This is a genomic window from Terrihabitans aquatilis, from assembly GCF_052542005.1.
Map to the genome: position 1 here is coordinate 994,869 of NZ_JBOCUO010000001.1, position 25,862 is coordinate 1,020,730.

Sequence of the window (25,862 nt, forward strand, 5' to 3'; positions counted from 1 at the left end):
CGATCCCATCTTAGGAGGCGATCCGATGAACGCAGAAGCTTGGGTTGCGACATATGCGGCGATTGTGGCAACGGCGGCCTTGCTGCTCGAACTGCGACGATGGATCGAGAGCGGCCCACGCATCAGCATCTCTGTTGCCCCGAACATGACACTGCTGGGCACGCACGGCGACCCAGATCAGGAAGGGCTATTGATCGTCACGGCAATGAACCGTGGCGACACTCCTACGACTGTGACCCACATGGCAATCATGAGCTTTCGGACGCCCTGGCACAGGTGGCGTCAGAAGACCTCGGCCGCCTACCTCGTCGTGCATCCTCACCTCGATGGCCAGGCCCCCAACATTCCTGGTGATTTGAAGCCAGGCGGGATGTGGGTTGGCATCTCGCGCCCACGCGCGGACGTGACCGGCGACGTTCAGGATGGCTGGCACTGGGCTGGGATACATACCACAGCCCGCCGCAGGCCCTTCCCCGCCAGAATACCAGCGCGCAAAGAAGAGCCGAAGGGCGAGAAAATCTAACTGGCCCTCATCGATCTGGAACCGAGGGGTCAAGCCGCCAGCCAGATCACCACCTCCACCACCTCGGAGAATACAAACTCAGAGGTGGTGCACGGCTAAGCCATTGATCTCGTTGGCTCATCACCACCTCCACCACCTTAACCACCTCGTTTGGGTTTCCCAAGAAAATTCACCGGGATGGACCCGCCAAACGGCAGAGCATCGTTCGCGCGTGAGGCAAAACAGGTGGTGAAGGTGGTGGAGGTGGTGAAACGCGTTGTGCATCAAACACTTGCCACATCACCACCTTGGAGCAGAGCCCCGGCGAGGTGGTGAACGTGGTGCACGATCAGCCACGCCACCGGCAGCAACGTCAGCACCAAGAGCCCCAGCCTGTCAAATCGGCTCGTGTCCAACCTGTCCAAGCTGTCCAACCTATTTTCGACTTTGCCGGAGAAGAACACGCGCTCCAATCGCCTGCCCGTTCATAAGCGCATCTCGCGCGCACGAGGAAACAAGGTTGGACAGCTTGGACAGGTTGGACTTCCGTGCAAAATCAAGCACTTGCAGCGTCCAACCTCACGCCGGAGCGGCTTTCAAGGTTGGACAACTTGGACGCGGAGAGGGCTTCTACCCCTTTAAGACAGGTCTCTCTCCCGCGTCGGATCACAGGTTACGCCAAGGCGCGGCCGGTGACACGCTGAAAATGCTCCCGGCATTCGTCGAGCGCAGGCAGCTCATAGCACCAGGCCCGCCCCGCAGAGCCATCCACTGTACGGCGGCTGCGTTGCAGGCGAGGCACGAGACGCCGGAGACCCATGCCAAAGGCGGTGCGCGACGAGCGATCATCCGCCGTTCTCTCATCGCCAGTTGACCAGTAATCCGCAAAGAGCCGATCACAGGCCACCAGGTTCAACCAACGGCTTTCCGCTGCCAGAGACGAGCCTTCGGAGAGGCGCGCACCCCACCAGCGCTCGATCGCCCCGCCATCAGACACAGCAAGCGCCTTTGAGCGTGCCGCTCGTTCCGGCTCAAGCTCCGGCTGGATCGTCGGCAAGCCGAACGCGGCCCACGCATCCAGACCCGCCCTTTTGCCGCCGAGCATCCGGGCTTCCTTCACGGCGCGTAAGGCTGCCGAGAAGTCACGGCTTCCGGGCTGCATCGCGGCCGGCGCACCGTAGCGGCCGGTTCTCCGCAGCTCTGGCAGCACTTCATGAGCGAGCCAACGCTTGAACCGTTCCGCTTCCGGCTTCCGAGACGAGAAGATCAACCGGAACACACCGGCTTCCGAGACGGTCGCGACCGACTGAGGCCCGCCAGGGGTGCCGGTAATAGTGGACGCCCTTTCGTCGGCATCGAGCCGGGCGAGCGCATCACGATATTTGCTGATCGAGAGGGCCGCGCAGACATCGGCCGCGACGAACCACGGCTCACCATCCACGATGGAGAAGCGCACGGCTTGTCCCTCAAACAGGCTGGCAGCTATAACCGCCCCCGCACCCCCACGCCCCCCGGACGCCCGTTCGGAACCCTCACAACCCTCGCAAGCATGTTCCGGAATTGCCCCGTGAGAGCGGGACCCTTCGGCGCGATTTTGGCTTTCGGGTGCGGCGCTCATTGAACGCCATCCTGCCGGCGTCCGCCGCCAGCTTCTCGAAGCGCCGCAGCTTCGCAATCCGCGATCCATTTTGTGAGCGTCGATCGATTCGCGCATATCGTCGTGCTCCCTGGAAACTTGAAGGTCGGTATTTGCCCCGAAGCGATCCGATAACGCGCGGACCTTTCTGGGATCCCGAGAAATGCGGCGATAGCAGGCGCTCCAGACAGGAGATCGGAACGTTCGTCGGACATCAGGCTTTGCTCTCCCTCTTGCGCAGCGTCTTGCGCAACACGCTGCGCAACGGCGGTGCCGCTCATGAATGTAAGGCTTTGTAAATCCTTGGTATTTTTTGGTACGCATCGGTTACGCAAATTTGCGCGCATCTCGTGCAAATACAGCATCTAACCTATTGATAATGCTGGGCATATTTGGCGTATGCCCAGCATTGTGATGAGGTTCCTGATGAAGTCGTCTTCGTTCTCGGTCGCGATTTCGACACGGGCCAGCCAGCGGTCGAAAATCTGCGCGCCGAGCTTGAAGGCGCCAGTCAGGAACTTGTCCACAGAGATGGCCTGCGTGGTGACCACCGGCAGGTTCCACAGGCGGGGCTCAATGCCTCCCTGCGGGTTGCCGATCAGGTAACGGCCTTCACCATCCTTCAGCAATTCCACCCAGGCCCAGTCAGTCGGGTGCATCACATGGCCGGTGGCCGGGTATTCCGCGAGAAACGCCTGCAACATCGCCAGACGCATCATGTCGATGCTCGTCGGATTCTCGACATTGAGCGGGGCCGAATAGGCGCTCGCCTGCGGAATGATCCCGAGCAGGTTCTGTCCGGTGCCATCGCCGTTCAGGAGCTGAAGCTCCTCCTTGAAGGCCAGCCCGTAGCGCAGGCGGCCATCGATGTAGGAAGCGAGCTGCGCAACATCGTCCAGGATCTGCCGCGATGCCTTGGTGTGATGCGCAATGACTTTCGCGGTCGTGCTCACCAGATCGAACTTGAGGTCAGACTGCGGCTTCGGCGCGGTTTCTGCCACCATGCCCGCATTGTTCACGAAGCCCGTCTCGCGAACATATTCGAGGGTGTTGCCGTCCATCCGGCCAGGCGTCAGCAGATCGCGAACCGTCATGCGGCGATCAGGCGGGGCAATGATGCCAGGAAGGCGCGTCTGATTGACCAGGGCGCCAGCCGAGCCCGCCGCGTTGGACGTCGCCGACGTGATCGTCGCCTTGGTCTGGAAGTCCACGCGGCCGCGCGGCTGGGTCTGACCAATGAAGCTCTTGACCTTCTCGTCTTCGACGAACATCTGGCCAAGCGTTTTTTCCTCGGTGGCGCCGCCCTCGCGGAAGGCCTGAGCCGCCTTCTGCTCCCATTCGGCGAGCTTCTCGGCAAGGCCGTTCATCTTGGTCAGTGCTTCGTCAGCCTTGACCTTCTCCGCCTCGGTCATGGAGATGCCCTTCTGGGCTTCCGCGAGCGCCTTTTCCGCGATCTCCTTGACGGTGTTGAACGACTTCTCGTGCTCGGCCTTGATCTCGGTCGCGAGCTCGAGCGCGGTTTTGCCCTCGTTCGGCCGGTCAAAAGCCACATGGCGGAAGGCGAAAGACGACGCCAGCCAGGCGAGGCCGCCGGCGCCGAGGACGCGCGAGCGCATGCCCGCATTGTGCAGGTTCGATTTCATGTTCGGGTTTCCTGAAAGTGGGGTGAGCGTCAGCCTCAGCCGGCCCGCAGGGCGCGGAGTAAGGCGAGGCCATCATTCGCCGTGTCGTCAGGATCCCCCTGACCCTTGCCAGGCTCCCCCTGGCCCTTGAGGTGCAAGCGCACGGCGCGCTCCGCCTCGGCATTGGACAGGTCGAGCTGAGATTTCAGCAACCTCTCCCATTCGCGCTCGCTCAGCCGTTCCCCGGCCGCAAGTCGGTCGCGCAAATCATGAATATCAGCCTTCACGCCGGTAACGCGGGCCTCGATGTTCATCGGCATTGTCACGAGCGAGATTTCCCGCAGGTCGAGCTTGACCAGGTTCTGCACGCCGCGACGGCGCTCGTCCTGTTCGGCGCCTCCGGCGGGGACCCGGTAGCCGATCGACATGCCGCCGATCTCGTTTTCCTTGAGGTGCTCATACTTCTCGCGGCCCTGATTTGTCGCGAGGTTGAGCTTTCCCTTGACGTAGAGACCCTTGGCGTCCTCCGCGATGTCGGTCCACTTGCCGAGCAGCTGATCCTGCTGATGCATCCACAGCATGGGGATCGTGCGGCGTTCGCTCTTCGCCTTCACCACGCTCTCAATGAACGCGCCCGGCTGCACGGAATCGCCGCCGAGATCGACATTGCCGAAGGTCGAGGCATAACCCTCGAACTCGCCGACAATGCCGACCGCCTTGGCTTCAAGCCCGAGGTCGAAGGTTTTCATGCTGCATCCTCCAGCGACGGTCCGCCATTGTGTCCGATCCCGGCGGCTTCCGTGATCGGGATGTTCTGCGATTGCATGCGCGGGACATCGCCTCCTTCAACCGGCGGCATGTTCTCCAGTGCGCGCACCTCGTTGATGGTCATCACGCCGATCTGCGTCATGGTGCGATAGAACTCGGCGCGCGCCTTGCTGTCGCCGCGCAGCAGCCCCTCAACGCTGAACTCGATGGTGATCCCGGCCGCCCGGTCATCGGCCGTCAGCAGCTGCTTTTCGAGCGCCATCTCGATGCGCTTCAGGCGGCGGCGGAGCGTAAACTTCTGAAAGCCGAGCGTCTGTTCCGACAGGCCTGTTCCCCAGTTCGTTGTCTTCTCAGTATGGCCAATCATGAAGGGAGGCACGCCGAAGAAGCGGCAAATTTCCTCGACCGAGAACCCGCGCGATTCCAGCATCTGCGCGTCTTCGGGCGACAACGATATCGTCGAAAGCGTGGTGCCGCCTTCGGTGATGAAGGGCTTCCCCGCGTTCAAAGCCCCAGCGTACTTTTCGGTGACGAGCTCTTCGATCACCTTGCGCTGTTCGGGGGTCAGCCAGTCCTGAAAGCCGATTTGAACTGACGGACGAAGGCCGTTGCGGAAGGTCGCGCCAGCCGATTTGTCAATCGCCTGGGAAAGCCCAAAGACATGTCGACCATATGCGAGCGTGGACAGGCCACCCTCAGGTGCGCCGCCAAAGCCGCGGATATGAAGCACTTCGCTCTGCGATCGCACGAAGCTCTTGCCATCAGCAGTCCAGCGATACTCTAGCCTGCCGTTCTCAAGCCGGCGAACTGTCACGTTGTCGGGGCTGATCGGAACAAGACCGATGAGCCGATTGCCGATCATTTGCTTTTCGGCATACCCGTTGCCGCGCAGCTCGATACTGGCCGTGAGGAACTCGAGGAAATCGACCGCCGTCTGATCGGCATTCGGGCTATCGTGGAGAATACGATAGAGGCTGTGATCGCGGGCCACCTTGCGGACGCCCTTGGCATCCGTGCGGTAGACCATCAGAGGCAGAGATGAAATCGTGCCGGCCAGTAGATTGACGCAGGCCCAGGCAGCAGAGAGCGCGAGCACGCTGCTGTCTGTAACCGTCTCGCCGGAGTAGCCCTCCTGATGTGGAGCCCGCCAGCCCGAGGGCTCCTGCAATCGCAGAAGCCTCATCAAGCCGTAGACTGCCTTTTGACGCAGGTTCACGAGGACGCCTGAAGGCTCGCAAGGTAATCGTCCAAGCTCCCCTCCTCCTTGGCGTCCGGATTCCAGCTCATAAGGATCGCGGCGCACAGCATCGCGACGAACGGATCGATCTTGGCCCGGCCGGCAGTTTGCTTCGTCGCCATGTTGCCGTTGCCCTTGACCTCGACCTTCACGTTGCCGACGCACCAGTTCATCAGCGCGAGGCCGGAATGGCTGAGCGTGTCGTTGCTGAGCTTGTGCTCCAGGCCCCATAGAGCCGGCGAGAGCGCCGTGCCTTGGAGAAGACGGCGCAACATCTCGTCTGCGATCCCGCGCACGATCAGCTCATCGATCATCGCGGCGATGTTGTTCGGGTCGAAACCGACTGCGTCCTTTTCCGGCAGCAGTCCCAGCTTATGGAGGCGGGCCGCGATGTCGGCAATCTTCGCCAGATATTCGGAGACCTCGCAAAAGGTCAGCGAACCCTCGGCCTCGAAATCCTCGAGGATCGACGCGATGTCCTTGCGAACTTCCTTCACGTTCGGATGGGCGAAGGCATGGTTCCAGACCAGCCAGCGCCGCGTGACCTTCTCTCGGCCGATGACGCAGACGCCGAAAAGATCGTCGAGGCCGCCGCCGTCGAAGCCGAGGACCGCCACCTCACTCCGGCGGATCAGCTCGTCCAGCGTCAACGTCGGATCGGCTCGTGCCTCCCAGAAGTCCGCACCCCGCCAGCCATCGTCGGAGATGCCCACCCCGATCTCGATGTTGAGGTGCTGCGAGGCCCACACCTTTACGGCGTGCTCTCCTTTTTCCTGCTCGGAATTCCAGTCTGAAATCAGACTGGGCAATTGCACCGAGCGGCCGAGGTTCGGCATCACGAGCGGCCAGTTGTCCGAGTCCTTCCACATGTCCGGATCGGACGCGATGTCGCGAGGGAACTCGTACAGGATCGGCAGCATCCGCCGGACATCCCGGCCGCGGAACTCGCCATCGCGCATCTTGCGGGCGAACTTCAACTCATCCTTGAACGCGCCCGCCGGAGCTTCGTCGCTCTGCGTGGTCGTGATGATCAGCAGGCCTTCCGGCGTCTTCTCCAGGCCGCCGCGGATTTGACGCATAACCTTTGTCGTCTGGGCGTTGCGTCCGAGCAGATGGATCTCGTCCACCATGGCCATGATCAGGATGGCTCCGGTGAGGATGTTGACGTCGAAGGTCTTCACCCGCAGCTCGGTGTCGTTCGCGAGATCGACCACGGTCTTGATGTGGTCTCGGGTGCGGAACCGCCGTTTCAGATCCTTCGAGCACTCGATCATGCCGACCGCCTTGTCATAGGCGTTGTCGGAAATGGCCTGCGTCGGCGCCACGAATAGGGCTTCTGCTCTTGGCCGCTGATTCATCAGCATGCCGGTCAGCAGCAGCCCTGCGCTGTACGTTGTCTTGGACTGCCCCTTCGGCAACATCGCCAAGATGTCCCGGATCATCCGGACATTCGCCACCGGGTCCCAGGAGCCGAAAGCAACACGGACGATGTCACGGAACCAAGGCCCGCAGGCGTCCGCCATTTTCGGTGTGCCAGGCACATCGGGCAGCTGCAGTTCGTCGAACATTTCGAGCCCAAGGCTCGCCTCGCTCTCGAACAGTGGCAGATCTGGAATGAGGGATCGCCCGCCGCGGATGCGGTCTTCCCAATCCGGGCACGACAGATCCCACATGCGTCAGTTCACCTGGCGCTGACGCCTCGCCATCAGCTGCCCCAAAGGCGAGCCTGAATCCGGCTTCTGCGCCGCAGCGAGAGCAGCTTCCTTCTTACCGAGCCTCGGCACTGCCGGCGGTGTCGTTCGCGGTCGGCGTGTCTGGCCGAACTCCATGAGGTCGCTTTTCTCGAGGAATCGGTCGAATTCTCTCATCGCGCCTACATTGCCAGCTTCGACTTCCTTCCAAAGGATTTCGGCGCGCCGCATGTCCAGGCGATCTCGTGCGACCTCCCGGAACTTGAGCTCCGAAAAATAATGCCGCCGCAGGGTTGGCAAAGTAATGCGTAGCGCCCCAGCGATGCGCTCGTTGCCCCATCCAAGAGCCATTAACATATTGACCCGTCTACGGTTTTCGATGGTCGGAACGTGCGGGGGGCGGCCACGGCTTCCCCGCCCTTCAGGCACCGGGTCCCCGAAGAGGTCAAATTCTTCGCTCATCAAGAAAAAAACCTCTGCATGAGGGGGACGCGGGTCCGGGCCGAAGGGGCCTTCCAGACTTTAGACCCGCCCCCTCCCACTACGGACGGGCGCGCGCCGTACATCAATTGACACCATGACGTGCGTCTGCTGCCTTGACCCTCACGGAGGGCAGCATGAAGACATCACTCATGACTTTGGCGGCGCTTTTCGCTCTAGCTTCTCAGCAAGCGGCAGCTGCCAACATTGGTGCGGCTGAGATTTGCAAAGCAGCGATCGGGAAGACGATGGGGCGTTCCCCTTCCATCATCCAGATCGATGGCACATCTGCCGGCATCTACTCAATGAGCTATGTCCGAGACGATGGCACGCTTTGGTCGTATCGCTGCAAGCTAGAGGGCAATCAGGTAATCTGGGCCAGCGACAAGGGAAGGTGGCGGACCAAACCTGAGGACGGGAAGCTTACCTATCAAGTCACCCAAGATCGCAAGAAGGTCACCATCATTGAGGACTACGGTGATGGCAGTAAGTCACAGGAGACCTACGACCTATCAGCCTTTTGACTGATCGCTTCGACGCACTCCAACCTAATCCCACACACCCCGAGTGTGCAGGCTCGCCTGCTCTTCCTTCTGCTTGCCCTCGTCGTGGCATGACTTGCACAGCGTCTGGAACGGGCCGGCCCAGAACTTCACCTCATCACCCCGGTGCGGCTCGACATGGTCGCAGACCAGTTGAGGCGAAGGCGCCGAGCGGCGGCAGCGCGGGTTCTGGCAGGTGTAATGATCCCGCAGCAGCACGGCGGCCCGCAGCTTCTGCCAGCGCGCGGTCTTGTACAGCTTCCGCCAGGGCGCCGAGGCATCCCGCTTCCGGCTGCGCTCGGCCTCATCCTTCGGCGGCGGCGCGCCCACGAGAGGCGGCGGCGCGGTCAGCCTCGATTTCAAACCGGAAAGCCGCGCCATGCCCGCCACGAGGCTCCGCAAGAACGAAGAAACCCGCCTCGGCAGCGCGCCGGGCGGGTTTCCTATTTATCCGTGACCGAATAGGCACCAAGCTTCTGGACAAGTCAAGCGGGCTCTAGGCGTTTCTCTGAGACGCCAGAACAGAACCGCGCAAATCCATGTGGACAACAGCCGCTGATTCGGCCCACGGCGCTCGTGCGGCCTTCGGCCCCGACACCTCGAACCGCGCCAGAGGCTCACGCCCGAAACACGCCACGAGGCCGGCCAGCGCGCCCCACCATACGGCATATTCGCCCCGCATGCGCGCCACGCTGTCGGGGTGCGGATCGAACCGCACCGGGCAGATCGCATCGCGCCGCCCGTCATGGTCCCACACCACGGCGCGCCCTCGCTTGTCGGTGTCAAACGGCACGGCCCGCGCCCCTTCCTCGCACGGGTCCGGCCGCGTGCCCAGCTTGGCATGGGCCACCACCAGCGCCGTCGTCACCACCTGGTGCACGCGCGCCCGGCGGTCGGGCAGGCTCAGCACCCACGCCCCGCCATCGGCGCGGGCGATCTGCCCGCCTGCATCCTCTGCCGTCTCGTGCGTCCACATCTCCACGCCCTGCCCCGGCCGGTTGTCGAGGAACACGTCCGGCAGCGCCAGAACGCGGTCGTGCAGGTCCGCGATGTCCGCCGGCACGGCTCCGGCCTCAGCAAAGCCCGCCAGCATGCCTGCCGCCTGCCCGGACGTGTCGATCCGCGTGCCCAGCTCCATGAAGGCCGCCCCGGCGCAGCGCAGCGCCGGCAGGGGCCGCGCCACGCCCAGCACCTTCGCAGGCGTCACCCGCTCTACCCGATAGCGCCCATAGGCCTCTTGCAGCAGCAACTCAATGTCGATCCGCTCTTTCATCGCCAGCCCTCCCACTGCACCACCTGCACCACCTTGATTGAAGAGAAGAACAAAGGTGGTGCACAGCTAACCCCTTGCTCTCGCTTGCCAATCACCACCTGCACCACCTGCACCACCTCATTCCGGACTTTCCGGCGCACAAATTGCCCCGTGAGAGCGGGACCCTTCGGCGCGAAATGGCATCCGGGTTGCAGCCCGGTTGCGTGGCAACCTTCTTCCCGATGTCGGCAACATGGTCGGTCCTTCGTCGCTCGCGCGTGTGAGGCAAAAAGGTGGTGCAGGTGGTGCAGGTGGTGAAACGTAAGTGTTCACAATGGCTTGCCGTGAACCACCTTGCCGCCGTGCACCACCTCGACGTGGTGCACGAAAGTGCTTCTACCCCTCGTTATCCGGTCTCTCTTCCGCGAGGGATTGACCGTCCCAGCCCATGGAATGCTTGATTTCGGCGTCCCAGAAGGCCCGGCATTCGGCCAGAGGCGGCAATTGCCAGCACCATCGCCGCTTCGTCTCGCCAGGGTTCACGTCGATGAACTTCTGCACGCGCCTCAGCCCAGGCACGAGCTTGCGCATGGCGATGCCGAACGCCGTCATCTCGCTCTTGCGCTTCACGCCGATCTTCTCGGCATTGGCGATGTAGTCGTCGAAGAGGGTGTCGGCGGGGATGTCGTCCAGCCAGGACGAGCCCGCCCGTGTCGGCGCGCCATCCGTCAGGCGCTCGAACCACCAGCTTTGCACCGTGGTCAGGCTGCGCAGCTTCTGCTCCAGCAGCGCCGCCGTTTTCGGGATCTCGCGCAGGTTCACGCCGGAGAGGTCCATGCGCAGCAGGTCATGCAGCAGCGCCTCGCGGCCGCCGGCGTCCAGCTGTTCGTCCATTTCCGCGAAATAGGCATGGTTCTGCGCGCAGTTCGGCGCCACGTCGAACACGGCGAAGCGCCGCTCGTCCATGCCGGCCGGCACCACCCAATCCTCGTTCGAGGTCATGATCAGGCGCACGAAATTGTCGAGCCGGATCGGGTCGATGCCCTTGGCCTCGATCATCTGGAATTTCGATGTCACGAGGCCCTTCAGCCGGCCCTCGGCCGCCTTGTCGCCGGCCCACACGGCTTCCTCGGCCTGCAGCAGAAGGCAGCTCGCCATATGGGCATTGAACTGCCCGGTCACATAGCGCGGATCATCGACAAGGAAGTAATGCGACAGGAACAGGCTGCCGAACACTTCGCCGATCTTCGTCTTCCCGGAGCCCATCTTGCCCCGGAAGATCAGGGCCGTGCCGATGCGCTCGCGCGGCCTCTGCACCATGTGCGCCGCCCAGGCGAAGATCCAGTCGAACAGCTTTTCGTCGCCGCCGCAGACATTGGTCAGCAGATGGTCGCGGAAAATCGAATAGGTCCCGCCCTCGCGCGGCGTCACGCTGAATCCACGCCACAGGTTCAGATAGCCGGGCGTGTGCTTCGGCTCGCCCGGGTCGGGCACGAATTCGATGCCGCTATATTGCCGGCGCTTGCGGTTCTTGAGCCAGGCATCGGCCCAGCTGGTCGCCTTGATCTTCCCATCCTTGTCGACATGCTCGGTGAAGCGGTTCGAGAACCATTGCTTGAACGCGTCCACCGAGAGCACGCGGATGCGGTCTTCCACCGGCGCGTCGGGCCGCTCGCGGATCATCACGGCCTTGGCGCCCCACAGCACCAGCGCCCATTCCGTGTTCATGTCATCGACGCTGAAGCCGAACGCGCGCGGCTCGATCGGCGCGCCGTCTTCGGTCTCCGCCTTCGCCTTGGGCGTGCGCTTCGGCTTCGGCGGCGCGGCAGCGGCCTCCGAGCGTCCGCCCCGCCCGTCATCCACAACGGCGGCGTTCGCCAGCACGTCGCGCACGCGCCTCAGTCCGGCATGTTCCATCACGTCGCTCACGCCGTCACCATGTCGAAGAGGTCGGGAAGCCGCTCACGCACGGCCCGCTTGCGCGCCTGGCGCACGGGCTGCACATCGGCCCACAGCTTGGCGAAGGCGGCATTGCGGGTTTTCAGCTTGGCCTCGGCACGAATCCGCGCCGTCCGCTCGCGCGCCAGTTCGGCATTCGTGTGCGCCAGCTGCGCCCGCGTAAACGCGTCCCGCGCCTCGAGGAACAGCGCATAGAGCCGATCATTGTCCGGACGCCGCTCATAGGCCCGCCGCGCACGGCCGAGCGCCTCGGCGAGGGCGTTGAGGTCGCTCATGCCAAGAGCTCGATTTTGACAGGAAGTAAGCGCATAAAGCTGTTGTGTCTTCCGACTGCGCCCGCAACTACTTCATCGCTCTCGCCATCTTGGCCACAGCCGCATTGACTTGTTTCAGTGTCGCTTGGGGGGACTTGGGAGCGCTCGCATCGCTCCTTGGCGCTGCCGCGACTATCGGAGCGGGTTTCCTTGCACTCCAGAGCGCGCGTTTGCCCATCTCGGCAGCTGAAGATGTTCAGCGGCTGCAACGGCAGCAGGCCCGTAAGACTATCGCCATTCTCATTCACTATGAGCTGCTCCACCTGGAAGCTGAGATCAGGGAAGCGATGCAGCAGACTAATCTTAAGCGTATGGCCGTTCAGGTGCCGACAGAACTTCGGCGCTACGTTGATCATCTTCATGTCTTTGACGACGCGGGTAGCGTTTTGATTTGGATTGTCGGCGCGCTTTCCACAAACCAACGGCTTATCGAAAGGCATTTCGCACTTCCTCAGCTGGCCCAAGCGGAGGTTTTTGAACATGACCTCCATCTCACGCGGGAAAGGCTCGGCAATCTCCTTCCTCCGGTCGAAGGCCTCATTCCAGTAATTCAAAAGGAAACCGGCTTTCCTCCTTAGAGGCCGAGAACCTGAGCGGGCGTTTTTCATCTGAACGGGCTTCATGGGCGCGCCTCGAACAGCGGGCCTGCCTCGACCGCCTGAATGGACGTGCGAGCCTTTCGGCTGGCATGTCCCATCCAGTCAGCCTCGATGCGGCGTTGCGCGATAGCGGCATACTCTGGATTGAGCTCGATCAGCACGGCCCGCCGGCCGAGCCGTGCGGCGACTAGCGCCGTCGTTCCCGCCCCGCCGAAGGGATCGAGCACGAGCCCGCCTTTCGGGCATCCAGCGTTGATGCAGCGCGCAGCAAGCTCTGGCGGGAACGTCGCGAAATGGGCCTCCGAAAACGGCCGCGTGGCGATCTCCCAGACATCGACCGGCGCACGTTCGAAATTGCGTAGGTTCCGCCCTTCGCCGCGCGGCGTCTGCTCAATGCCTGTGTGGTTGATGTGCCCGGCATGCCGAGGAGCAGCGATATCAGCCGCGCGTGTTTTCTCTCTCGGCCCACCAACGGCCTTCATTGTGCCGTTCGTCTTCATCCCGCCGTTGGCGCGGGTGGAGCTGACCTGGCGCTCGATATCCTGCGCCCACCTCGAAAGTGAAGCGTCTGATGGCGCCTGACGCACAGCACCTGCGTCGTAGAAGTAGCGTGCCGACTTCGTGAGCATGAAAATCTTCTCATGGCTCGTGGCGGGTCGGTCCCGGATGCTCTCCGGCATCGGGTTCGACTTCGCCCAAATGATCTCCGAGCGCACCCACCAGCCATCTTCCTGCAGCGCGATCGCGAGCCGGTTCGGCACCATGCAGAGGTCTTTGGCCTTGAGGACGCCGCCGATGGTTGAGAACGGCTTGTCTCGGAAGGTGCGGTCATCGCCGCCGGCCGCCTTCGTATCGGCTGCCGAGCGTCCGTTGGGCGACGTGGCGTAGCAATCGCCGTAATTCACCCAGCAGGTGCCGGTTGGCTTGAGCACGCGACGCACCTCGCGGAATACGCGCACCATCACCTCAAGGTGCAAGGCCAGCGTCGGCTCAAGCCCGATCTGCTGGTCCACCTTCACGGCCCCGCATTTCCCACATGCGCTCCGATGTGCAAGCCGCAACTGATAGGAGTTCGTCGCGTCCGATCCTGCCAGCTTCGGACGGGCTTCCTGCCTGTTCTCGTGCATGGTGGGCGAGCGATGATCGCAATCCGGATCACCGCCAACCCATTGGGCTGTTCCATAATCCCGAAGCCCCCAATAGGGAGGGCTCGTCACCACGCAATCGACGCTGTCATCCGGCAGGCCGGCCAGCACTGCCAGCACGTCGCCGAGGTAGAGCGTCACACGCCCATTGAGGAAGACGATCGGCTCGCTCACGCCGCCCTCGCCTTCCGATGCTCAAGCCGCGCTGCCACCTCGCACGTCGTGGCCCGATCGGCCGCCACGGCCCCGATCTGCAGGGCCATGGCTCGCTGGCGGGGCGTGAGGTCGTAATGCGGCCAGCGCTCGTTGTGGAACCGCCAGCGTTTCAGCCCCAGCCGCGCCGCGAAGGCGTGCAGCCGCGCCCGGTCCTCGCAGAACAGATGGCACCAGCGCTGCCCCTTCGCGAACTGGAGCGCGTCGACATAAACGGGCGGATTGCATGCGCTGCAGAGATATCGCTCGCCTGACTTGCGCCAGCCGTAGAGCCGAACGGTCTCGGTTGGGTCAGTGCCGGCGAACGCAAGTTGGCGCGTGCAAAGATTGCAGGTCAGGATCACGCCGCCACCCCTTCCCTCACCAGATCGTTGATGTCGAAGCCCACGCCGGGGTCGGCGATGCGGATCACGCGGCCGGGCCGGGCGTTGCGGCGCACGCAGCGCGCCAACGCGTGCTCGGTCAGCACGGGCTCGCTGTCGCCGTCCTTGATCAGCACCAGCTCCTCGCATTCGTCGGGCACGGGCATGGCGCGGCCGTCCGGGTCGGGCACCGGCCCCGGCACCTTCACGGGCCGCATCCGTCCCGCCTTGTCGGCTTTCGTCAGGGTCGGATGCGTCAGGCTTTCGGTGGCGCGGCCGCCGAGATTGCCCAGATCACCGGCCACGCTGATCTTGGTTTCGCCCAGGTCCGCGCCGGCGGCGTGCAGCGCCACAAGCGGCAGCACGGCGTTCTCGATGCCCTCGGCTGCGATCACGGTGCGGGCATGGCGCACGCTGCGCAGCACGATCTCGCATCCGGCCTTCGAGCCGCGCATTTTCTTCGGGTTGAGGTACTCGCCCGGCGCCTCCGGGTCGGGAATGCGCGCCTTGCCCTTCGGCTGGGAGAGGTCCAGCCAGGTCATGTGAAGGCCCTGGAAGATGCCGCGCTCGTCGGTGAAGGCGGCCAGCATCACCGGCCCCGTGTGCAGCACCGGGCTCCGGCGGCCGCCATCGGCATGGAACTTCTGCGCGGGCCGGAAGCGCAGCCGCAGATCGAGGCCGTCCGGCACGGCAAAGCCCATGCGCAGGGCCAGATAATCCTCCACCGGCGTGCCGCGCCAATGCGCACCCTCGCGCCACCAGCGATAGAGCCGCGCCCGCTCGTCCTCGCGATAGCGCGCGCTGGCGGCTTCCTGCTTCGCCCGCTCCTCGGCCCGCTCGCGCTCGCGCCGCGCCGCGATCTCCGGATCGATCATGTTGGTGGCGCCACCGAGATGATCGACCGCCGCGCGAAAATCCAACCCGTGCATTTTCTGCACGAGTTTGATGACGTCGCCGCCCTCGTGGCACACGGCGCACACCCAGCCCTCGCCATCCACCTCGAAGCGGCCGGAGCGTTCGCTGCCCCCGCAGATCGGGCACGGCCCCACCAGCTTGCGGCCGACCTTGCGCAGCTTCACCCCGGCCACGCCCTCGATGGACGTGCGCGCGCGGATATCCGAGATCTGGTCGTCGGTCAGGCGGCTCATCGGCGTGGCCCCCGGAAGAGCAGTCGGATCGCGAAGGCGACGACGCCGATGTAGAGAATGACCATGCAGATCAGGGCTCCGAAGAGCCATCCGCCGGCCAGAGCAGCGAACAATGTGTCCATCACTGGCCGCCCTCCCCCAGCTCGGAGAGGATGCCGCCCACCACGCGCATCACGTCATGCGCCATGCTTTTCAGGCGGGCGCGCTCAACCTCGGTGATCGACGCCCCGCCGTCCGACTTGGCGGACATGCAGCGGATCAGCTCGCCCACCATTTCGGCGGTTTCCATCGTCAGGTCGGCGCCCAGCTCGGGCAGCGTGCCGTCATCGGCCGGCACGGGCACGAACACCCCGCCGGCCAGGATGGCCAGGTGCTCCACAGCGGCAGCGGCCTTGTGGTGTTCGGTCAGATGGCAGACATGGGCGAACGGCGCCCCGCGCGACACGTCCGGGTCGGTGTAGCCGTACACCGTGCCCAGCCGCACGCTGAGAAAGGCCGCCACCTCCTTGGGGCCGCCACACTGGTCGATCAGGCGGTCCATGGCGTCGTGCGCCGAGGCGAGCGGGCGGGGCTTGTACGGGTTCACCGGAATTGCCCTTCGACATTCCGGCGGATTTCCGCCCCGGCATCCGCCAGGTTGCGCGCATCGACAGCCGGAGAAGAATGATGAACGCCCGAACCCGAGACCCCATCTTCATCGCCCTCGCCCATCTGGCGCAGGCTCAGGAGATCCTCGAGCGCGCGGTCGCTTGCCGCGAGCAGATCGCGGCCCAGCAGGCGAGCCTCGCGCGGGTCGAAGGCGATCTGCAGCGTGCCGCGAATGCCCCGGATGTCGAGATCGACGAGCACGGCCCCGGTGGTCGCGCTGGCGAAGGATCGGATGACGACGTTGCCCATTAGGACGCCTCGTCGGCTGGAACCGGAACGTTCGTGGGCCACTCGACATCGCCCGGCCAGTTAGCGGCGAACCAAGAAACAAGGCGGTCGTAGGTTTTGACCGTGAAGTTCTGGCCTTCGGCGATCCGGGCCATGAACGTGCTGTCGTTCAGCGCGCGCCGTCCGACCATGCCGTCTGACATTCCGGTAGCTGCCGCAAACCGTGCGGAGAGTTCGACCAGATGAGCGCGAAGAACGTGTTCCATGAACAAAGACTGCGTAAATTTCCGCATAGCGTCAAGCGGAAATTTACGATTAGCCGTCCGCACGCGGATCGTGGATAAATCCGCTATGAGGTCAGATCAGATGGCGGCTCTCAGAACCGCTCTCAGCGAAGCGCTGAACGAACGCGAAATCGCCCCAACGGCGATCGCGAGAGCTATCGGCCGAGACGGTAATTATGTTCGCGATTTTCTCACGGGCCGAAAGCGATCGCTTGGAGCCGCAGAGATTACTGCCATTGAAGCGCACCTCGGCTTTGCTCCTGGCTTCCTTCTTGGCATAGCTGTGAGTGGAAGCGAGACCGTAGCCTTACGTTCGAAGGCCCGACCGGCAAGTGATGTATCTTATGCGCCTCAGGCCGATACGCTCGCGCTCGGAGCGAAAGACGTGCCGATCATGGGCATCTCGGTCGGCGGCACGGATGGCGAATTCTACATGAACGGCGATGTGGTGGATTACGCGCGCCGCCTTCCCGGCATCGCCCGCACGGCCAACGTGTTCGGCGTCCATATTGAGGGCACCAGCATGCAGCCCAAATACGAGCCGGGCGAACTGGTCTACGCCAGCCCCGGCCGCGCGCCGGTTGCTGGCGATTACATCATCGTCGAGCTGGTACCGACCGATGGCGAACGCGCCGGGCCAGCCTACGTGAAGCGCCTCGTCAGGCGCTCAGGCACCCGCCTCATCTGCGAGCAGTTCAACCCTGCGGGCGAGGTCGAGTACGACCAGCGCGAGGTGAAGGCCGTGTACCGGATCATTCCAATGAGCGAACTCGTGGGTTTTTAGTCGGCAAACATCGAGGTTGATGAAATGCGCTCAACAGCTAACGCAATGAGCCGGTCATCGAAAATCTTGATCTTACGAGCCGCGGCTACAGGGCCTCCGGGCCACTCCTTTAAGGCCTCACCAATCGCCACGGGATCCAGATCGACTTCCTCATGATGATGAAGCCAATCCACGGTGGCTAGCAGTTCCATCCCAAGAGGAGATTCAAAGCCGTCAATCAAGTCTGATGTGCACTCAAGCGCAGCATGAAAAGACTTGGCCTCTGTATTCAGATAAACTGCTATCCTGTCGCGCTGCGCGTCATCGAAAACGATCAGATCATGAGGGCCTGCATCGGCCAGCCTTTTTCCGCAACGCAGATAGCTACCGTCCAGGCCGTTCAGCAGATGCGTAAGCCGTTGCGAATAAGGCCCGTACTTGTTTGCGCCAAACTGGAGATCGAGAGGATTGTCTATCTCTTGTCGAAGAATGCTGCGCTCAAGAAAATAGGCTAGCTTCTGAACCTCGAGCAGAGAGCATTCTAGCCCGAGCACGGAGTATCGACGAACAAGCTCGGCGACCATAGCTCGCGCAGGAGTGAGCTTCTGCACGCCTTCGCGCTTAGTAACATTCTGATATTGCGCGGTAGGTTCGAAAATGATGACTTCCACCGCATGCAAATCCGCAAGGGCATCTTCGATGCGGACACGAACATCGGACCACGCTAGTCCGCCATTACCACTGCCCAGAGGCGGCAAGGCGATTGACTTGACGTTCTCCTGAATGATGAAATCACGCAGCTCGTCAAGTCCAGCGTCTATCCATTCGATCTTCGACGGGTGGCGCCAGTGCTTTTTCGTAGGAAAGTTCACGATCCAACGCGGGCCATCCAGCCTGTTGGATTCGGTGACAAAAAGCTTGCCGACCTTCACTTGGCCAGTCTTACAGGCCTGCTCATAAGCCTTAAAGTTTTCGGGAAACGCTTCCTTGAACATCAAGGCAATGCCTTTTCCCATCACCCCAACCGTATTCACGGTATTAACCAAGGCGTCGGCGTCCGCCTGAAGCAGATTCCCAGAAGTGAAGGTTAGCATCAGAAATACCAATCCGGCTTCACGGCCACTCTGATCCCTAGGTTCCGCGTGTCTACAGCGCTTTTCACGCTTTCCGCCACACTTCGGTTGAAGCAAACGATCCCCTTCAAGCACCTGATCGGCATACGCTGATGGATCAAGGCTTCCGCCTGATAACGCTCCATCTTGCCGGGATCATCTGGATCTCGCTTGAAGTCTCTCCTCTGCAAAATGTCCCAGTCTAACTTGTCTAAGTCCGCAAGTGCGCTGAAAAATTGTGCCGCCGAGAGATAGGCGTGCCGATCCGTGAAAAGAAATTCGACTCCCCGTTCGGCCATATCATGCAAAGAAGCCACGAGTATCACAATCTCTGAATTGGCTCGCTTGGTTATGTCGTTGTACCCAGTTTTTATGTTCAACAGCATGGGCGAGTGAGGGGTAAAATAGAACGGCACGTAGTCACTCAACTTGCCGCCGGGAGGCTGAAGAATCGGCCTTTCACGCCGCTTCACGATTAAGTCCGGATTACCGATATCCAGGTAAGCAGGGTTTCGCGTCTTCGAGCTTGAGCAATGAACTCCATTCTCCAGATACCACTCGAGGTTGCTCCGATGGAGAATCCTAAAGATCAAGGCCTTTTTGGGTGTGAGGTCCTGCGGCATACCTACCATCAAGCAAATTCGGCAGCATCGTAAGTACTCGATATATGTTAGGAAACCCTAAGCCGCCACGGCCGCCATCTCGGCCGCATCCTCTGGCACCGTGCCGTAGAAGCCCAGCACCACCGCATCCTCAAAATCGCCGAACTGCGGATCTCCGGTTCGGCTGAAGGCGATCGCGCCGCCTTTCGCCGCCAGGCGCTGCGCCAGCGAGCGCGCGCCATGCTCGGATTGCGCCTGTTTGGCCTCTCCCACCACCAGCCCACGCTCTGTGTTCTCGAACGGCTGAACCACGAAATAGGTGACGCTGGCCATCTTCTTCTCCCAAATGACTGCGACAGCCTGACTCAAGCATGAGAACATTTCAAGAACATAAGCACCATGAGGTTAATCGTATTTTTCCGCACTTTGTGTTGACGTGCGTATTTTTCCGCTGCATGCTCTTTCCATCAACCGATGGAGGCCCGCAGTGTTGCAGGCACAGATCACCCCTTCCAATCCTGTCGTTGTCCGCATGGCGGCGTTCATGCAGAACCGCGCAGCGGCTTCCGGCTGCTGCACCGAGCAGGATCTGCGAGACGCGGGCTATGACGACGACGAGGTCCGCATCCTCTCGGCAAGCGCGGCCCGGTTCGCCCGGCATCAGTCCGAGCGCCAGCTGGCCGACATGGCCCGTCTCACGGCCCCGGCCGCGCCAGACCCCCGCTATGAGCCGAAACCCGGCCAGTATGAACCGCCACCCTTCGCGCTGACCGAGGGCAGCCGCGAGCTCTACGTGCGCGCCATGCTGTCGACGCTGCGCGCCATGCCCTGCCGCCCGGCATCTTTGCGCATCGCGCGCGAGCATCTGGCCCGCCAGGGCCACGCCCCCGAAACCATCGCCGCCTGCGCCGATGAAGCCTTCACCCGCCTCCATGGCCATGCCGTCAACGCCTATGAGCTGCCACTGGCCGGGGGTGTGCGATGAGCGAGGCCGCCCGCTTCCGCAGCGCGTGCCACATCATGATGAACCTGGACAAGCACGAGCTTGAAGAGGCCGGCGTCATCAAGCCCGGAGCGGTCGGTGGTTCGGACTGGACCCGCTTCAACAGAGATCCCCTGATCTTCGTCGTCAAGCTTCCGGATGATCGCTTTGCCGCGCTCTGGCGCCTGATCGAGGCTAGCCTGCCCGAACGTCTGGTGAAGGCGATATGACCGCCGCCGTCTACATGCACGGCCGCTCCGGGCGCGCGCTCGATATCCTCAATCCCACGATCGAGGCCGTAGACTTCCGCGAGATCGCCGAGACCTTGGCCGGCATCAACCGCTACACGGCCGCGTTCGAGACGCCGATCTCGGTGGCGCAGCACACCATCATCGCCTGCGCCGCCGCGCCGGATGCCTACAAGCCGTGGGTGCTGCTGCACGACGCGCACGAGCAACGCGTGGGCGATATCGGCACGCCGCAGGCCGAGCTGCTGGCGGCAATGGCTGCTGAGGAGTTCGAGGCAGGCGACGTCATCGTTCGCAGCGCCATTCGCTGGGCAAAGCTCCGGCACGACCAGGCGATCTACGCCGCCGCCGGCCTCACCATGCCCGGCCAGCGCCAGCGCATCGAGATCGACAAGGCCGACCTCGTCGCCATGCGCACCGAGATCCGTGATTTCAACGGCGGCCGCGCCTGCCTGGAAGGCTGGCCCCACGGCCTGTTCGACGTCGCGCCCCTGCCCCGCGTCTTCCGCTTCCGCCCCGCGCCCGACGTCGCGGACGAGCTTTTCATGCTGATGCAGCGCCATCTGCCCGCGCTCAACGGCACCCACCCTTCCCGCCGCTGACACAGGAACGCCCCTCCATGGCCCGCACCATCCGCCGCTTTACCGAAATGCTGGGCCTGCTGGCCCGCGGCAAGTTCGAGCCCAAGCTCGACGCCGCTTTGGCCGAGGCGCTCCAGACGCTGGAGAACCTGCCCGGCAGCAAGGGGAGCGCCACGCTCACCGTCACGATCAACATCGCGATGGCCGACGATCGCGTGGAGATCAAGCCGAAGCTTGCCCTGAAGCTTCCCGAGGAAGCCACGCCCTCCACCACGTTCTGGCCCATCGAGGGCGAGCTGTCCGTCCAGCACCCCAGCCAGACCGAGATGTTCCCCGCGCGCGACACCCAGCCGCGCGGGTCCGAATCCGCGTCCGCGTAATCCCCTCAACCGGAGAGAATGAGCACCATGGCGAACCCGAACAGCACCGGCATCCAGCCGGATCAGACCTCGCTCACGGCCAACGCCGTGGGCATCATCGCCGACCTTGCCGAGAAGGCGAGCGAGGCGGAAGTACTCCACATTCCTGCAGTCGGCCTTGGCGATGGCCTGCCGACGATGGTGCCGGCACTGTTCGACCGCAAGACCGGCTCGGCCAAGAGCCTGTTGCCCCTGATCGAAGAGGCCCGGCAGGAGCCGGAGCGCCGCAAGGGCACGGCCACAACCACGACTCTCGCCAGCTTCATCGACCTCATCAACCGCCACAAGGATGAGGGATCGGCCGTGTTCGGGCAGACGGCATGGCCGAACCCGCGCCTGACTGCCGTGATCGATTACCACACGCTTGACCACACTCCGCGCTGGGGGCGCCATCGCATCAGTTACGCCTTTCCTGTCACCGATGAGCTGAAGGCGTGGGTGGATGGCAACGGAAAGGCCATGGAGCAGGCGGAGTTCGCCGCCTTCCTCGAGGAGCACGCCGCCGAACTGGCCTCTCCGTTCGACGCCGAGAAGATCGATCTCGAACGGCTGTTCAAGGCGAATTTCGCCACGCCCAATGAGCTGATCGACCTCTCGCGCTCGCTGGAAGTGTTCGTCGGCGCTCGGGTGAAGCGGCAGGAGCGGCTGCAGACCGGCGAGCGCACCATCGAGTTTGCCGAGGAGCACACCAACGGCAACGGCGAGAAGGTGACGATCCCCGGCATCTTCATGCTGTCCGTGCCGGCCTTCGTCGATGGCGCCGCCGTGCGGATCCCGGCACGCCTTCGCTACCGCATCGCGGGCGGATCGGTGGTGTGGTTCTACCAGCTCTATCGCTGGGAATTCTGGCTGCGTGAGCAGGTCGTGTCCGACCTCGACCGCGTCGCCGATGAAACCGAACTGCCAACCTTCGAAGGAAGCCCCGAGGCCTGACGGCCTGGCCCTTCGAAGCGGGGCGCGCGGCTCCCCCCACCGGCCGCGCGCCCCACCCCTTCCCAGCATCGTGAGACGACATGACCGCCCCAGCCCTCGAATGCACCCTGGAACGCAACGCGCTCCTGAAGGCCATGTCCGCCGCGCAGCGCGTGGTGGAGAAGCGCACCACCATTCCCGTTCTGTCGAACGTCCGCATCGAGGCCGTGCAGGATCGCCTCGCCATCAAGGCCACCGATCTCGACATCCAGATCGACGTGGCGGCCGAGGCGGCTGTGCGCACGCCGGGCATCACCACCGTGCCCGCCCACACCTTCCACGACATCGTGCGCAAGCTTCAGGACGGCGCGCAGGTCTCGCTCTCCATGGCGAAGGAAAACACCCTGATCGTCAAATCCGGCCGGTCGCGCTTCACGCTGCAGACGCTGGATGCCGACCAGTTCCCCGATCTGGCGGTCGGCGACCTGCCCTATGCCTTCGAACTGGCGCCGGCGACGATCGGCGACCTGATCGCCCGCACCGGCTTTGCGATCTCCAGCGAGGAGACGCGCTATTACCTCAACGGCATCTATATGCACCCGCTGGAGGGCAAGCTCGTCGCGGTCGCCACCGACGGCCACCGGCTGGCCCGCGTGCAGGCCGACCTGCCGAGCGGCGCCGCCGCCATGCCGGGCGTGATCGTGCCGCGCAAGACGGTGACGGAAATCGCCCGCCTCCTGACCGGCCAGAAACAGCCGGTGCGCATCGAGGTGAGCGTCACGAAGATGCGCGTGACCTTCCCCGGCGAGCCCTCGACGCCCGGCGGCGAAGGCCTGCCAATCGTGCTCACCAGCAAGCTGATCGACGGCACCTTCCCGGATTATCAGCGCGTCATTCCGCAGGGCAACAGCAAGAGCTTCAAGGTGGAGACGGCGGCCCTGTCCGCCGCGGTCGACCGCGTGGCCACCATCTCCAACGAGCGCGGCCGCGCCGTGAAATTCGCCTTCGCCGGCGATGGCGTGACGCTGACCGTGACCAATCCCGACGCCGGCCGGGCCGAAGATTACGCCGAGGGTGCGATGGACGGCGACGACGTCGAGATCGGCTTCAACGGCCGCTACTTCACCGACGTCATCGGCGCTCACGGCGGCGACACCACCATCATCAAACTGGCCGACGCCGGCTCCCCCACTTTGTTCGCAGCCGAAGGCGACGACGACGCCCTCTTCGTGCTGATGCCGATGAGGGTGTGATGACCAGCGATCCCCGCCCCGATCAGATCAAGAGGAATGCCGCGATGAGAGACACATCGGACGAACAGCACGAGAGAGTAGATGCTGTTTCGGAAGCGATCTTCGATGCGATTAGCGCAGGTGTCGGCGACCCTGACCGTTACAGCGATCTGCCCCCGCAAGATCAGGCAAAAATGCGCCCGGTAGCCAAGGCCGCGATCGCCGCCACGATGGTTTCGATTGCGGATGAAGTCGCCGCCTTCTGGAATGGTAAAGCTGAGCGTTGGCAGCATGTTCGCTCGGGCGGCTTCTATAGCATCATCGGGGCCGCGCGCCTTCAACTCGACGGCCCCGACGACGAAGCCGAGATGGTGATTTACCGCAGCGAGGCTGACGGATCGGTTTGGGTCCGTCGCAAGAGCGAGTTCATGGACGGCCGCTTCGTGCGTACCTCCGGACAGACGGAGGGCGCGTAATGGCCGGCTCCGTCAATAAGATCATCCTCGTCGGCAATCTCGGCCGCGATCCGGAGATGAGCCGCAGCCGGGATGGCAAGGCCATCGCCACGCTCAACGTGGCCACGTCCGAGAGCTGGCGCGACAAGAGCACCGGCGAGCGCAAGGAAGTCACGGACTGGCACCGCGTCGTCATCTTCAACGACAAGCTTGCAGAGGTGGCCGAGAAATATCTGCGCAAGGGCGCGAAGGTCTACATCGAGGGCGCCAGCAAGACGCGCAAATGGACCGACAATGCGGGTGTCGAGCGCTACGTCACCGAGGTCGTGCTCTCCGGTTTCAACGGCGTGCTGACCATGCTCGACAGCCGAGAGCGCACGCCCGGCGCCGACAGCGAAGACGCCTACGGCTCCAGCGGCGGCAACAACCGGCCGATGGGCGACGTCATCGACGACGAGATTCCGTTCTGATGGCAACCGGCAGTCTCGTTTCACCACGGACCAAGATTGCGGCTCGCCTTCCCATGCGCCGCGGACTGTCTTGCGCGGAGGCTGCCGTCTATATCGGGATTGGAGAGACACTCTTCCGCAGCATGGTGGATGACAAACGGATGCCTCGCCCGCGCTTGCTCAATGGCCGGCGCGTGTGGGACGTTGACGATCTCGACGCCGCGTTCAAGGCGCTGCCCATTGAGGGCGAGGATCCGGAGATGGACACGTGGGCCGACGTTCGCTGATCGAGCTGAAATACGTTCAGGCCTTCCGTGATCGTCACGGCACCATGCGTTATTATTTCCGCCGCAATGGAATCCGCCGAGCACTGCCGGGACAACCGGGATCGTCGGATTTCATGGAAGCTTATGCTGCAGCACTGGACGAGCTGGCACCCGTTGGTGTGAAGAAGAGGGAAGCGGCCGGCGCTGGAACGTTCGCGGCCTTGGCGGCTTGCTACTATGGCAGCACCAAGTATCTTGGCCTTTCACCGGGCAGCCGAACCAATTACCGCCGCGTGATCGACGGTTTCCTTGAATCTCACGGCCACCGCCGCGTGGATCAGATGAAGCGCGAGCACGTCGACGCCATCATCGGCCGCATGTCGGCGACACCAGGGGCGGCCATCATCTTGCTGAAGCGCATCCGCATTCTGTGCCGTTACGCCATCGAGCTAGGCTGGCATGATCGCGACCCGACCGCCGGAGCAAAGAGCTTTCGCTCCACCGAGATCCACACGTGGACGGAAGATGAGATTGGGATATTCGAGGAGCGCTGGCCCGCAGGCTCGCGAGAACGCCTGACATTCTCGCTGCTGCTCTACACCGGCCAGCGCGGATCGGACGTCTATCGCATGACGTGGGCAGACATCGCCGGCGACAGCATCCGGGTCGCGCAGCAGAAGACCGGCACGAAGCTGGTGATCCCGCTCCATCCGAATCTACGTGCGGAGCTTGCGCTCGCACCGAAGAAGCACGCATGCATCCTCGCCACGGCCTACGGCGCGTCTTTCAGCCTGAAGGGATTCGGCCAGATGATTTCGGCCGCCATCGTCGCAACTGGCCTGCCATCCCGCTGCAAGGCCCACGGCTTGCGCAAAGCCGCCGCGCGGCGGCTTGCGGAATGCGGCGCGACGGAGAAGGAAATCGCCTCGATCACCGGCCACAAGACACTCGCCGAGGTCGAGCGCTACACGCGCGCAGCAAACCAGGAGCACCTCGCCAAGCAGGCAATGGAGAAACAGGCGGGGAACAGAAGTGTCAAACCTGCAATATCAGCAGTGTCAAACTTCAAAGAAAAGTGAGTTCTATCAGCTACTTATAAGTAGCACTGGTGCTCCCAAGGGGAATCGAACCCCTGTTTTCGCCGTGAGAGGGCGACGTCCTAGACCGCTAGACGATGGGAGCGGCGCGGCCGGTGACCGCGAAGGCGCTTT

Annotated in this window: 35 protein-coding genes and 1 tRNA gene; 13 read left to right on the forward strand and 23 right to left on the reverse strand. The window is 63.2% G+C overall.

The annotated features are described in order from the left end of the window. Positions 1-25 precede the first annotated feature (25 nt). A complete protein-coding gene (locus tag ACQ6S1_RS05085; protein WP_445040053.1) occupies positions 26-523 on the forward strand; it encodes a hypothetical protein in 498 nt (165 codons plus the stop codon). A gap of 652 nt (positions 524-1,175) precedes the next feature. Here the strand turns inward: ACQ6S1_RS05085 and ACQ6S1_RS05090 are convergent. From ACQ6S1_RS05090 to ACQ6S1_RS05120, 7 genes are all read right to left on the reverse strand, one after another. Continuing rightward, the gene (locus tag ACQ6S1_RS05090; protein WP_445040054.1) at positions 1,176-1,958 is read right to left on the reverse strand and encodes a BRO-N domain-containing protein; all 783 of its coding nucleotides are present in this window, start codon (positions 1,956-1,958) and stop codon (positions 1,176-1,178) included. Between the two features lie 158 nt (positions 1,959-2,116). Further along, positions 2,117-2,503, reverse strand: coding sequence for a hypothetical protein (locus ACQ6S1_RS05095; RefSeq protein ID WP_445040055.1), 387 nt, complete (start codon positions 2,501-2,503; stop codon positions 2,117-2,119). Further along, complete coding sequence (locus ACQ6S1_RS05100) at positions 2,504-3,781, reverse strand: phage major capsid protein (protein WP_445040056.1); 1,278 nt, start codon at positions 3,779-3,781, stop codon at positions 2,504-2,506. A gap of 35 nt (positions 3,782-3,816) precedes the next feature. Next, positions 3,817-4,509, reverse strand: coding sequence for an HK97 family phage prohead protease (locus tag ACQ6S1_RS05105; RefSeq protein ID WP_445040057.1), 693 nt, complete (start codon positions 4,507-4,509; stop codon positions 3,817-3,819). After that, entirely contained in the window at positions 4,506-5,744 is a 1,239-nt protein-coding gene (locus tag ACQ6S1_RS05110) for a phage portal protein (RefSeq protein ID WP_445040058.1), read from the reverse strand. The genes ACQ6S1_RS05105 and ACQ6S1_RS05110 overlap by 4 nt, the downstream gene beginning before the upstream one ends. Beyond that, a complete protein-coding gene (locus ACQ6S1_RS05115) occupies positions 5,741-7,438 on the reverse strand; it encodes a terminase large subunit (protein ID WP_445040059.1) in 1,698 nt (565 codons plus the stop codon). The genes ACQ6S1_RS05110 and ACQ6S1_RS05115 overlap by 4 nt, the downstream gene beginning before the upstream one ends. A gap of 3 nt (positions 7,439-7,441) precedes the next feature. Beyond that, positions 7,442-7,918, reverse strand: coding sequence for a hypothetical protein (locus ACQ6S1_RS05120; RefSeq protein WP_445040060.1), 477 nt, complete (start codon positions 7,916-7,918; stop codon positions 7,442-7,444). Between the two features lie 155 nt (positions 7,919-8,073). Between ACQ6S1_RS05120 and ACQ6S1_RS05125 the strand changes: the two genes are divergently transcribed. Then, on the forward strand, positions 8,074-8,460 hold the full coding sequence (locus ACQ6S1_RS05125; protein WP_445040061.1) for a hypothetical protein: 387 nt from the start codon (positions 8,074-8,076) through the stop codon (positions 8,458-8,460). Between the two features lie 24 nt (positions 8,461-8,484). Here the strand turns inward: ACQ6S1_RS05125 and ACQ6S1_RS05130 are convergent, their stop codons facing one another. The 12 genes from ACQ6S1_RS05130 to ACQ6S1_RS05185 form a co-directional block, all read right to left on the reverse strand. Further along, positions 8,485-8,859, reverse strand: coding sequence for an HNH endonuclease (locus tag ACQ6S1_RS05130; RefSeq protein ID WP_445040062.1), 375 nt, complete (start codon positions 8,857-8,859; stop codon positions 8,485-8,487). A gap of 115 nt (positions 8,860-8,974) precedes the next feature. Beyond that, on the reverse strand, positions 8,975-9,751 hold the full coding sequence (locus ACQ6S1_RS05135; RefSeq protein ID WP_445040063.1) for a hypothetical protein: 777 nt from the start codon (positions 9,749-9,751) through the stop codon (positions 8,975-8,977). A 375-nt stretch (positions 9,752-10,126) separates the two neighbouring features. Beyond that, positions 10,127-11,659 (reverse strand): DUF5906 domain-containing protein, encoded by a 1,533-nt coding sequence (locus ACQ6S1_RS05140; protein ID WP_445040064.1) that lies wholly within the window; start codon positions 11,657-11,659, stop codon positions 10,127-10,129. Next, positions 11,656-11,964 carry a hypothetical protein gene (locus tag ACQ6S1_RS05145; protein ID WP_445040065.1) on the reverse strand — a complete coding sequence of 103 codons (309 nt, stop codon included), beginning with the start codon at positions 11,962-11,964 and terminating at the stop codon, positions 11,656-11,658. Before ACQ6S1_RS05145 ends, ACQ6S1_RS05140 begins: the two co-directional genes overlap by 4 nt. Continuing rightward, positions 11,961-12,626, reverse strand: coding sequence for a hypothetical protein (locus tag ACQ6S1_RS05150; protein ID WP_445040066.1), 666 nt, complete (start codon positions 12,624-12,626; stop codon positions 11,961-11,963). Before ACQ6S1_RS05150 ends, ACQ6S1_RS05145 begins: the two co-directional genes overlap by 4 nt. After that, positions 12,623-13,921, reverse strand: a complete 1,299-nt coding sequence (locus ACQ6S1_RS05155) for a DNA-methyltransferase (RefSeq protein WP_445040067.1) — start codon at positions 13,919-13,921, stop codon at positions 12,623-12,625. The genes ACQ6S1_RS05150 and ACQ6S1_RS05155 overlap by 4 nt, the downstream gene beginning before the upstream one ends. Next, complete coding sequence (locus tag ACQ6S1_RS05160) at positions 13,918-14,304, reverse strand: DUF4031 domain-containing protein (RefSeq protein WP_445040068.1); 387 nt, start codon at positions 14,302-14,304, stop codon at positions 13,918-13,920. The genes ACQ6S1_RS05155 and ACQ6S1_RS05160 overlap by 4 nt, the downstream gene beginning before the upstream one ends. Beyond that, entirely contained in the window at positions 14,301-15,470 is a 1,170-nt protein-coding gene (locus tag ACQ6S1_RS05165) for a DUF7146 domain-containing protein (RefSeq protein ID WP_445040069.1), read from the reverse strand. Before ACQ6S1_RS05165 ends, ACQ6S1_RS05160 begins: the two co-directional genes overlap by 4 nt. Further along, positions 15,467-15,595: a hypothetical protein gene (locus ACQ6S1_RS05170; RefSeq protein WP_445040070.1), complete on the reverse strand. Its 129-nt coding sequence runs from the start codon at positions 15,593-15,595 to the stop codon at positions 15,467-15,469. The genes ACQ6S1_RS05165 and ACQ6S1_RS05170 overlap by 4 nt, the downstream gene beginning before the upstream one ends. Next, positions 15,592-16,056, reverse strand: a complete 465-nt coding sequence (locus tag ACQ6S1_RS05175; protein WP_445040071.1) for a phage regulatory CII family protein — start codon at positions 16,054-16,056, stop codon at positions 15,592-15,594. The genes ACQ6S1_RS05170 and ACQ6S1_RS05175 overlap by 4 nt, the downstream gene beginning before the upstream one ends. Beyond that, complete coding sequence (locus ACQ6S1_RS05180; RefSeq protein WP_445040072.1) at positions 16,053-16,367, reverse strand: hypothetical protein; 315 nt, start codon at positions 16,365-16,367, stop codon at positions 16,053-16,055. Before ACQ6S1_RS05180 ends, ACQ6S1_RS05175 begins: the two co-directional genes overlap by 4 nt. Beyond that, positions 16,367-16,612, reverse strand: coding sequence for a hypothetical protein (locus ACQ6S1_RS05185; RefSeq protein ID WP_445040073.1), 246 nt, complete (start codon positions 16,610-16,612; stop codon positions 16,367-16,369). Before ACQ6S1_RS05185 ends, ACQ6S1_RS05180 begins: the two co-directional genes overlap by 1 nt. 412 nt (positions 16,613-17,024) lie before the next feature. On the opposite strand from ACQ6S1_RS05185, the gene ACQ6S1_RS05190 reads away from it, so the two are divergent. After that, positions 17,025-17,414: a S24 family peptidase gene (locus ACQ6S1_RS05190; protein ID WP_445040270.1), complete on the forward strand. Its 390-nt coding sequence runs from the start codon at positions 17,025-17,027 to the stop codon at positions 17,412-17,414. Here the strand turns inward: ACQ6S1_RS05190 and darG are convergent. The 3 genes from darG to ACQ6S1_RS05205 are packed head-to-tail and all read right to left on the reverse strand — an operon-like array spanning position 17,411 to position 19,440. Next, complete coding sequence (gene darG / locus ACQ6S1_RS05195; RefSeq protein ID WP_445040074.1) at positions 17,411-18,487, reverse strand: type II toxin-antitoxin system antitoxin DNA ADP-ribosyl glycohydrolase DarG; 1,077 nt, start codon at positions 18,485-18,487, stop codon at positions 17,411-17,413. The two genes, ACQ6S1_RS05190 and darG, sit on opposite strands and share 4 nt — an antisense overlap. Continuing rightward, entirely contained in the window at positions 18,487-19,137 is a 651-nt protein-coding gene (darT, locus tag ACQ6S1_RS05200; protein ID WP_445040075.1) for a type II toxin-antitoxin system toxin DNA ADP-ribosyl transferase DarT, read from the reverse strand. Before darT ends, darG begins: the two co-directional genes overlap by 1 nt. Positions 19,138-19,185: 48 nt before the next feature. Then, complete coding sequence (locus ACQ6S1_RS05205; RefSeq protein WP_445040076.1) at positions 19,186-19,440, reverse strand: hypothetical protein; 255 nt, start codon at positions 19,438-19,440, stop codon at positions 19,186-19,188. 154 nt (positions 19,441-19,594) lie between these two features. On the opposite strand from ACQ6S1_RS05205, the gene ACQ6S1_RS05210 reads away from it, so the two are divergent. The 10 genes from ACQ6S1_RS05210 (at position 19,595) to ACQ6S1_RS05255 (ending at position 25,730) form a co-directional block, all read left to right on the forward strand. Continuing rightward, positions 19,595-20,092: a hypothetical protein gene (locus tag ACQ6S1_RS05210; RefSeq protein WP_445040077.1), complete on the forward strand. Its 498-nt coding sequence runs from the start codon at positions 19,595-19,597 to the stop codon at positions 20,090-20,092. After that, positions 20,089-20,319: a hypothetical protein gene (locus ACQ6S1_RS05215; RefSeq protein ID WP_445040078.1), complete on the forward strand. Its 231-nt coding sequence runs from the start codon at positions 20,089-20,091 to the stop codon at positions 20,317-20,319. Before ACQ6S1_RS05210 ends, ACQ6S1_RS05215 begins: the two co-directional genes overlap by 4 nt. After that, complete coding sequence (locus ACQ6S1_RS05220) at positions 20,316-20,939, forward strand: hypothetical protein (protein WP_445040079.1); 624 nt, start codon at positions 20,316-20,318, stop codon at positions 20,937-20,939. Before ACQ6S1_RS05215 ends, ACQ6S1_RS05220 begins: the two co-directional genes overlap by 4 nt. Positions 20,940-20,956: 17 nt before the next feature. Further along, positions 20,957-21,298, forward strand: coding sequence for a YfdP family phage-associated protein (locus ACQ6S1_RS05225; RefSeq protein ID WP_445040080.1), 342 nt, complete (start codon positions 20,957-20,959; stop codon positions 21,296-21,298). Between the two features lie 18 nt (positions 21,299-21,316). Beyond that, complete coding sequence (locus ACQ6S1_RS05230) at positions 21,317-22,270, forward strand: DUF2303 family protein (RefSeq protein ID WP_445040081.1); 954 nt, start codon at positions 21,317-21,319, stop codon at positions 22,268-22,270. An 80-nt stretch (positions 22,271-22,350) separates the two neighbouring features. Then, a complete protein-coding gene (gene dnaN, locus ACQ6S1_RS05235) occupies positions 22,351-23,502 on the forward strand; it encodes a DNA polymerase III subunit beta (RefSeq protein ID WP_445040082.1) in 1,152 nt (383 codons plus the stop codon). Continuing rightward, entirely contained in the window at positions 23,502-23,957 is a 456-nt protein-coding gene (locus ACQ6S1_RS05240) for a hypothetical protein (RefSeq protein WP_445040083.1), read from the forward strand. The genes dnaN and ACQ6S1_RS05240 overlap by 1 nt, the downstream gene beginning before the upstream one ends. After that, positions 23,957-24,406: a single-stranded DNA-binding protein gene (ssb, locus tag ACQ6S1_RS05245; RefSeq protein WP_445040084.1), complete on the forward strand. Its 450-nt coding sequence runs from the start codon at positions 23,957-23,959 to the stop codon at positions 24,404-24,406. The genes ACQ6S1_RS05240 and ssb overlap by 1 nt, the downstream gene beginning before the upstream one ends. 140 nt (positions 24,407-24,546) lie before the next feature. Beyond that, the gene (locus ACQ6S1_RS05250) at positions 24,547-24,672 is read left to right on the forward strand and encodes a hypothetical protein (RefSeq protein ID WP_445040085.1); all 126 of its coding nucleotides are present in this window, start codon (positions 24,547-24,549) and stop codon (positions 24,670-24,672) included. Beyond that, positions 24,654-25,730 carry a tyrosine-type recombinase/integrase gene (locus ACQ6S1_RS05255; protein WP_445040086.1) on the forward strand — a complete coding sequence of 359 codons (1,077 nt, stop codon included), beginning with the start codon at positions 24,654-24,656 and terminating at the stop codon, positions 25,728-25,730. Before ACQ6S1_RS05250 ends, ACQ6S1_RS05255 begins: the two co-directional genes overlap by 19 nt. 27 nt (positions 25,731-25,757) lie before the next feature. On the opposite strand, the gene ACQ6S1_RS05260 is transcribed toward ACQ6S1_RS05255, so the two are convergent. After that, positions 25,758-25,833: transfer RNA gene (locus ACQ6S1_RS05260), tRNA-Glu, on the reverse strand. Positions 25,834-25,862 lie beyond the last annotated feature (29 nt).

Coding starts and splice junctions, on each gene's coding strand:
- ACQ6S1_RS05085 (WP_445040053.1), top strand. CDS start 26: ATGAACGCAGAAGCTTGGGTTGCGACATATGCGGCGATTGTGGCAACG.
- ACQ6S1_RS05095 (WP_445040055.1), bottom strand. CDS start 2,503: ATGCTGTATTTGCACGAGATGCGCGCAAATTTGCGTAACCGATGCGTA.
- ACQ6S1_RS05100 (WP_445040056.1), bottom strand. CDS start 3,781: ATGAAATCGAACCTGCACAATGCGGGCATGCGCTCGCGCGTCCTCGGC.
- ACQ6S1_RS05105 (WP_445040057.1), bottom strand. CDS start 4,509: ATGAAAACCTTCGACCTCGGGCTTGAAGCCAAGGCGGTCGGCATTGTC.
- ACQ6S1_RS05115 (WP_445040059.1), bottom strand. CDS start 7,438: ATGTGGGATCTGTCGTGCCCGGATTGGGAAGACCGCATCCGCGGCGGG.
- ACQ6S1_RS05120 (WP_445040060.1), bottom strand. CDS start 7,918: ATGAGCGAAGAATTTGACCTCTTCGGGGACCCGGTGCCTGAAGGGCGG.
- ACQ6S1_RS05125 (WP_445040061.1), top strand. CDS start 8,074: ATGAAGACATCACTCATGACTTTGGCGGCGCTTTTCGCTCTAGCTTCT.
- ACQ6S1_RS05130 (WP_445040062.1), bottom strand. CDS start 8,859: ATGGCGCGGCTTTCCGGTTTGAAATCGAGGCTGACCGCGCCGCCGCCT.
- ACQ6S1_RS05135 (WP_445040063.1), bottom strand. CDS start 9,751: ATGAAAGAGCGGATCGACATTGAGTTGCTGCTGCAAGAGGCCTATGGG.
- ACQ6S1_RS05145 (WP_445040065.1), bottom strand. CDS start 11,964: ATGAGCGACCTCAACGCCCTCGCCGAGGCGCTCGGCCGTGCGCGGCGG.
- ACQ6S1_RS05150 (WP_445040066.1), bottom strand. CDS start 12,626: ATGAAGCCCGTTCAGATGAAAAACGCCCGCTCAGGTTCTCGGCCTCTA.
- ACQ6S1_RS05165 (WP_445040069.1), bottom strand. CDS start 15,470: ATGAGCCGCCTGACCGACGACCAGATCTCGGATATCCGCGCGCGCACG.
- ACQ6S1_RS05180 (WP_445040072.1), bottom strand. CDS start 16,367: ATGGGCAACGTCGTCATCCGATCCTTCGCCAGCGCGACCACCGGGGCC.
- ACQ6S1_RS05185 (WP_445040073.1), bottom strand. CDS start 16,612: ATGGAACACGTTCTTCGCGCTCATCTGGTCGAACTCTCCGCACGGTTT.
- ACQ6S1_RS05190 (WP_445040270.1), top strand. CDS start 17,025: ATGGGCATCTCGGTCGGCGGCACGGATGGCGAATTCTACATGAACGGC.
- darG (WP_445040074.1), bottom strand. CDS start 18,487: ATGCTAACCTTCACTTCTGGGAATCTGCTTCAGGCGGACGCCGACGCC.
- darT (WP_445040075.1), bottom strand. CDS start 19,137: ATGGTAGGTATGCCGCAGGACCTCACACCCAAAAAGGCCTTGATCTTT.
- ACQ6S1_RS05205 (WP_445040076.1), bottom strand. CDS start 19,440: ATGGCCAGCGTCACCTATTTCGTGGTTCAGCCGTTCGAGAACACAGAG.
- ACQ6S1_RS05215 (WP_445040078.1), top strand. CDS start 20,089: ATGAGCGAGGCCGCCCGCTTCCGCAGCGCGTGCCACATCATGATGAAC.
- ACQ6S1_RS05220 (WP_445040079.1), top strand. CDS start 20,316: ATGACCGCCGCCGTCTACATGCACGGCCGCTCCGGGCGCGCGCTCGAT.
- ACQ6S1_RS05225 (WP_445040080.1), top strand. CDS start 20,957: ATGGCCCGCACCATCCGCCGCTTTACCGAAATGCTGGGCCTGCTGGCC.
- ACQ6S1_RS05230 (WP_445040081.1), top strand. CDS start 21,317: ATGAGCACCATGGCGAACCCGAACAGCACCGGCATCCAGCCGGATCAG.
- dnaN (WP_445040082.1), top strand. CDS start 22,351: ATGACCGCCCCAGCCCTCGAATGCACCCTGGAACGCAACGCGCTCCTG.
- ACQ6S1_RS05240 (WP_445040083.1), top strand. CDS start 23,502: ATGACCAGCGATCCCCGCCCCGATCAGATCAAGAGGAATGCCGCGATG.
- ssb (WP_445040084.1), top strand. CDS start 23,957: ATGGCCGGCTCCGTCAATAAGATCATCCTCGTCGGCAATCTCGGCCGC.
- ACQ6S1_RS05250 (WP_445040085.1), top strand. CDS start 24,547: ATGCCTCGCCCGCGCTTGCTCAATGGCCGGCGCGTGTGGGACGTTGAC.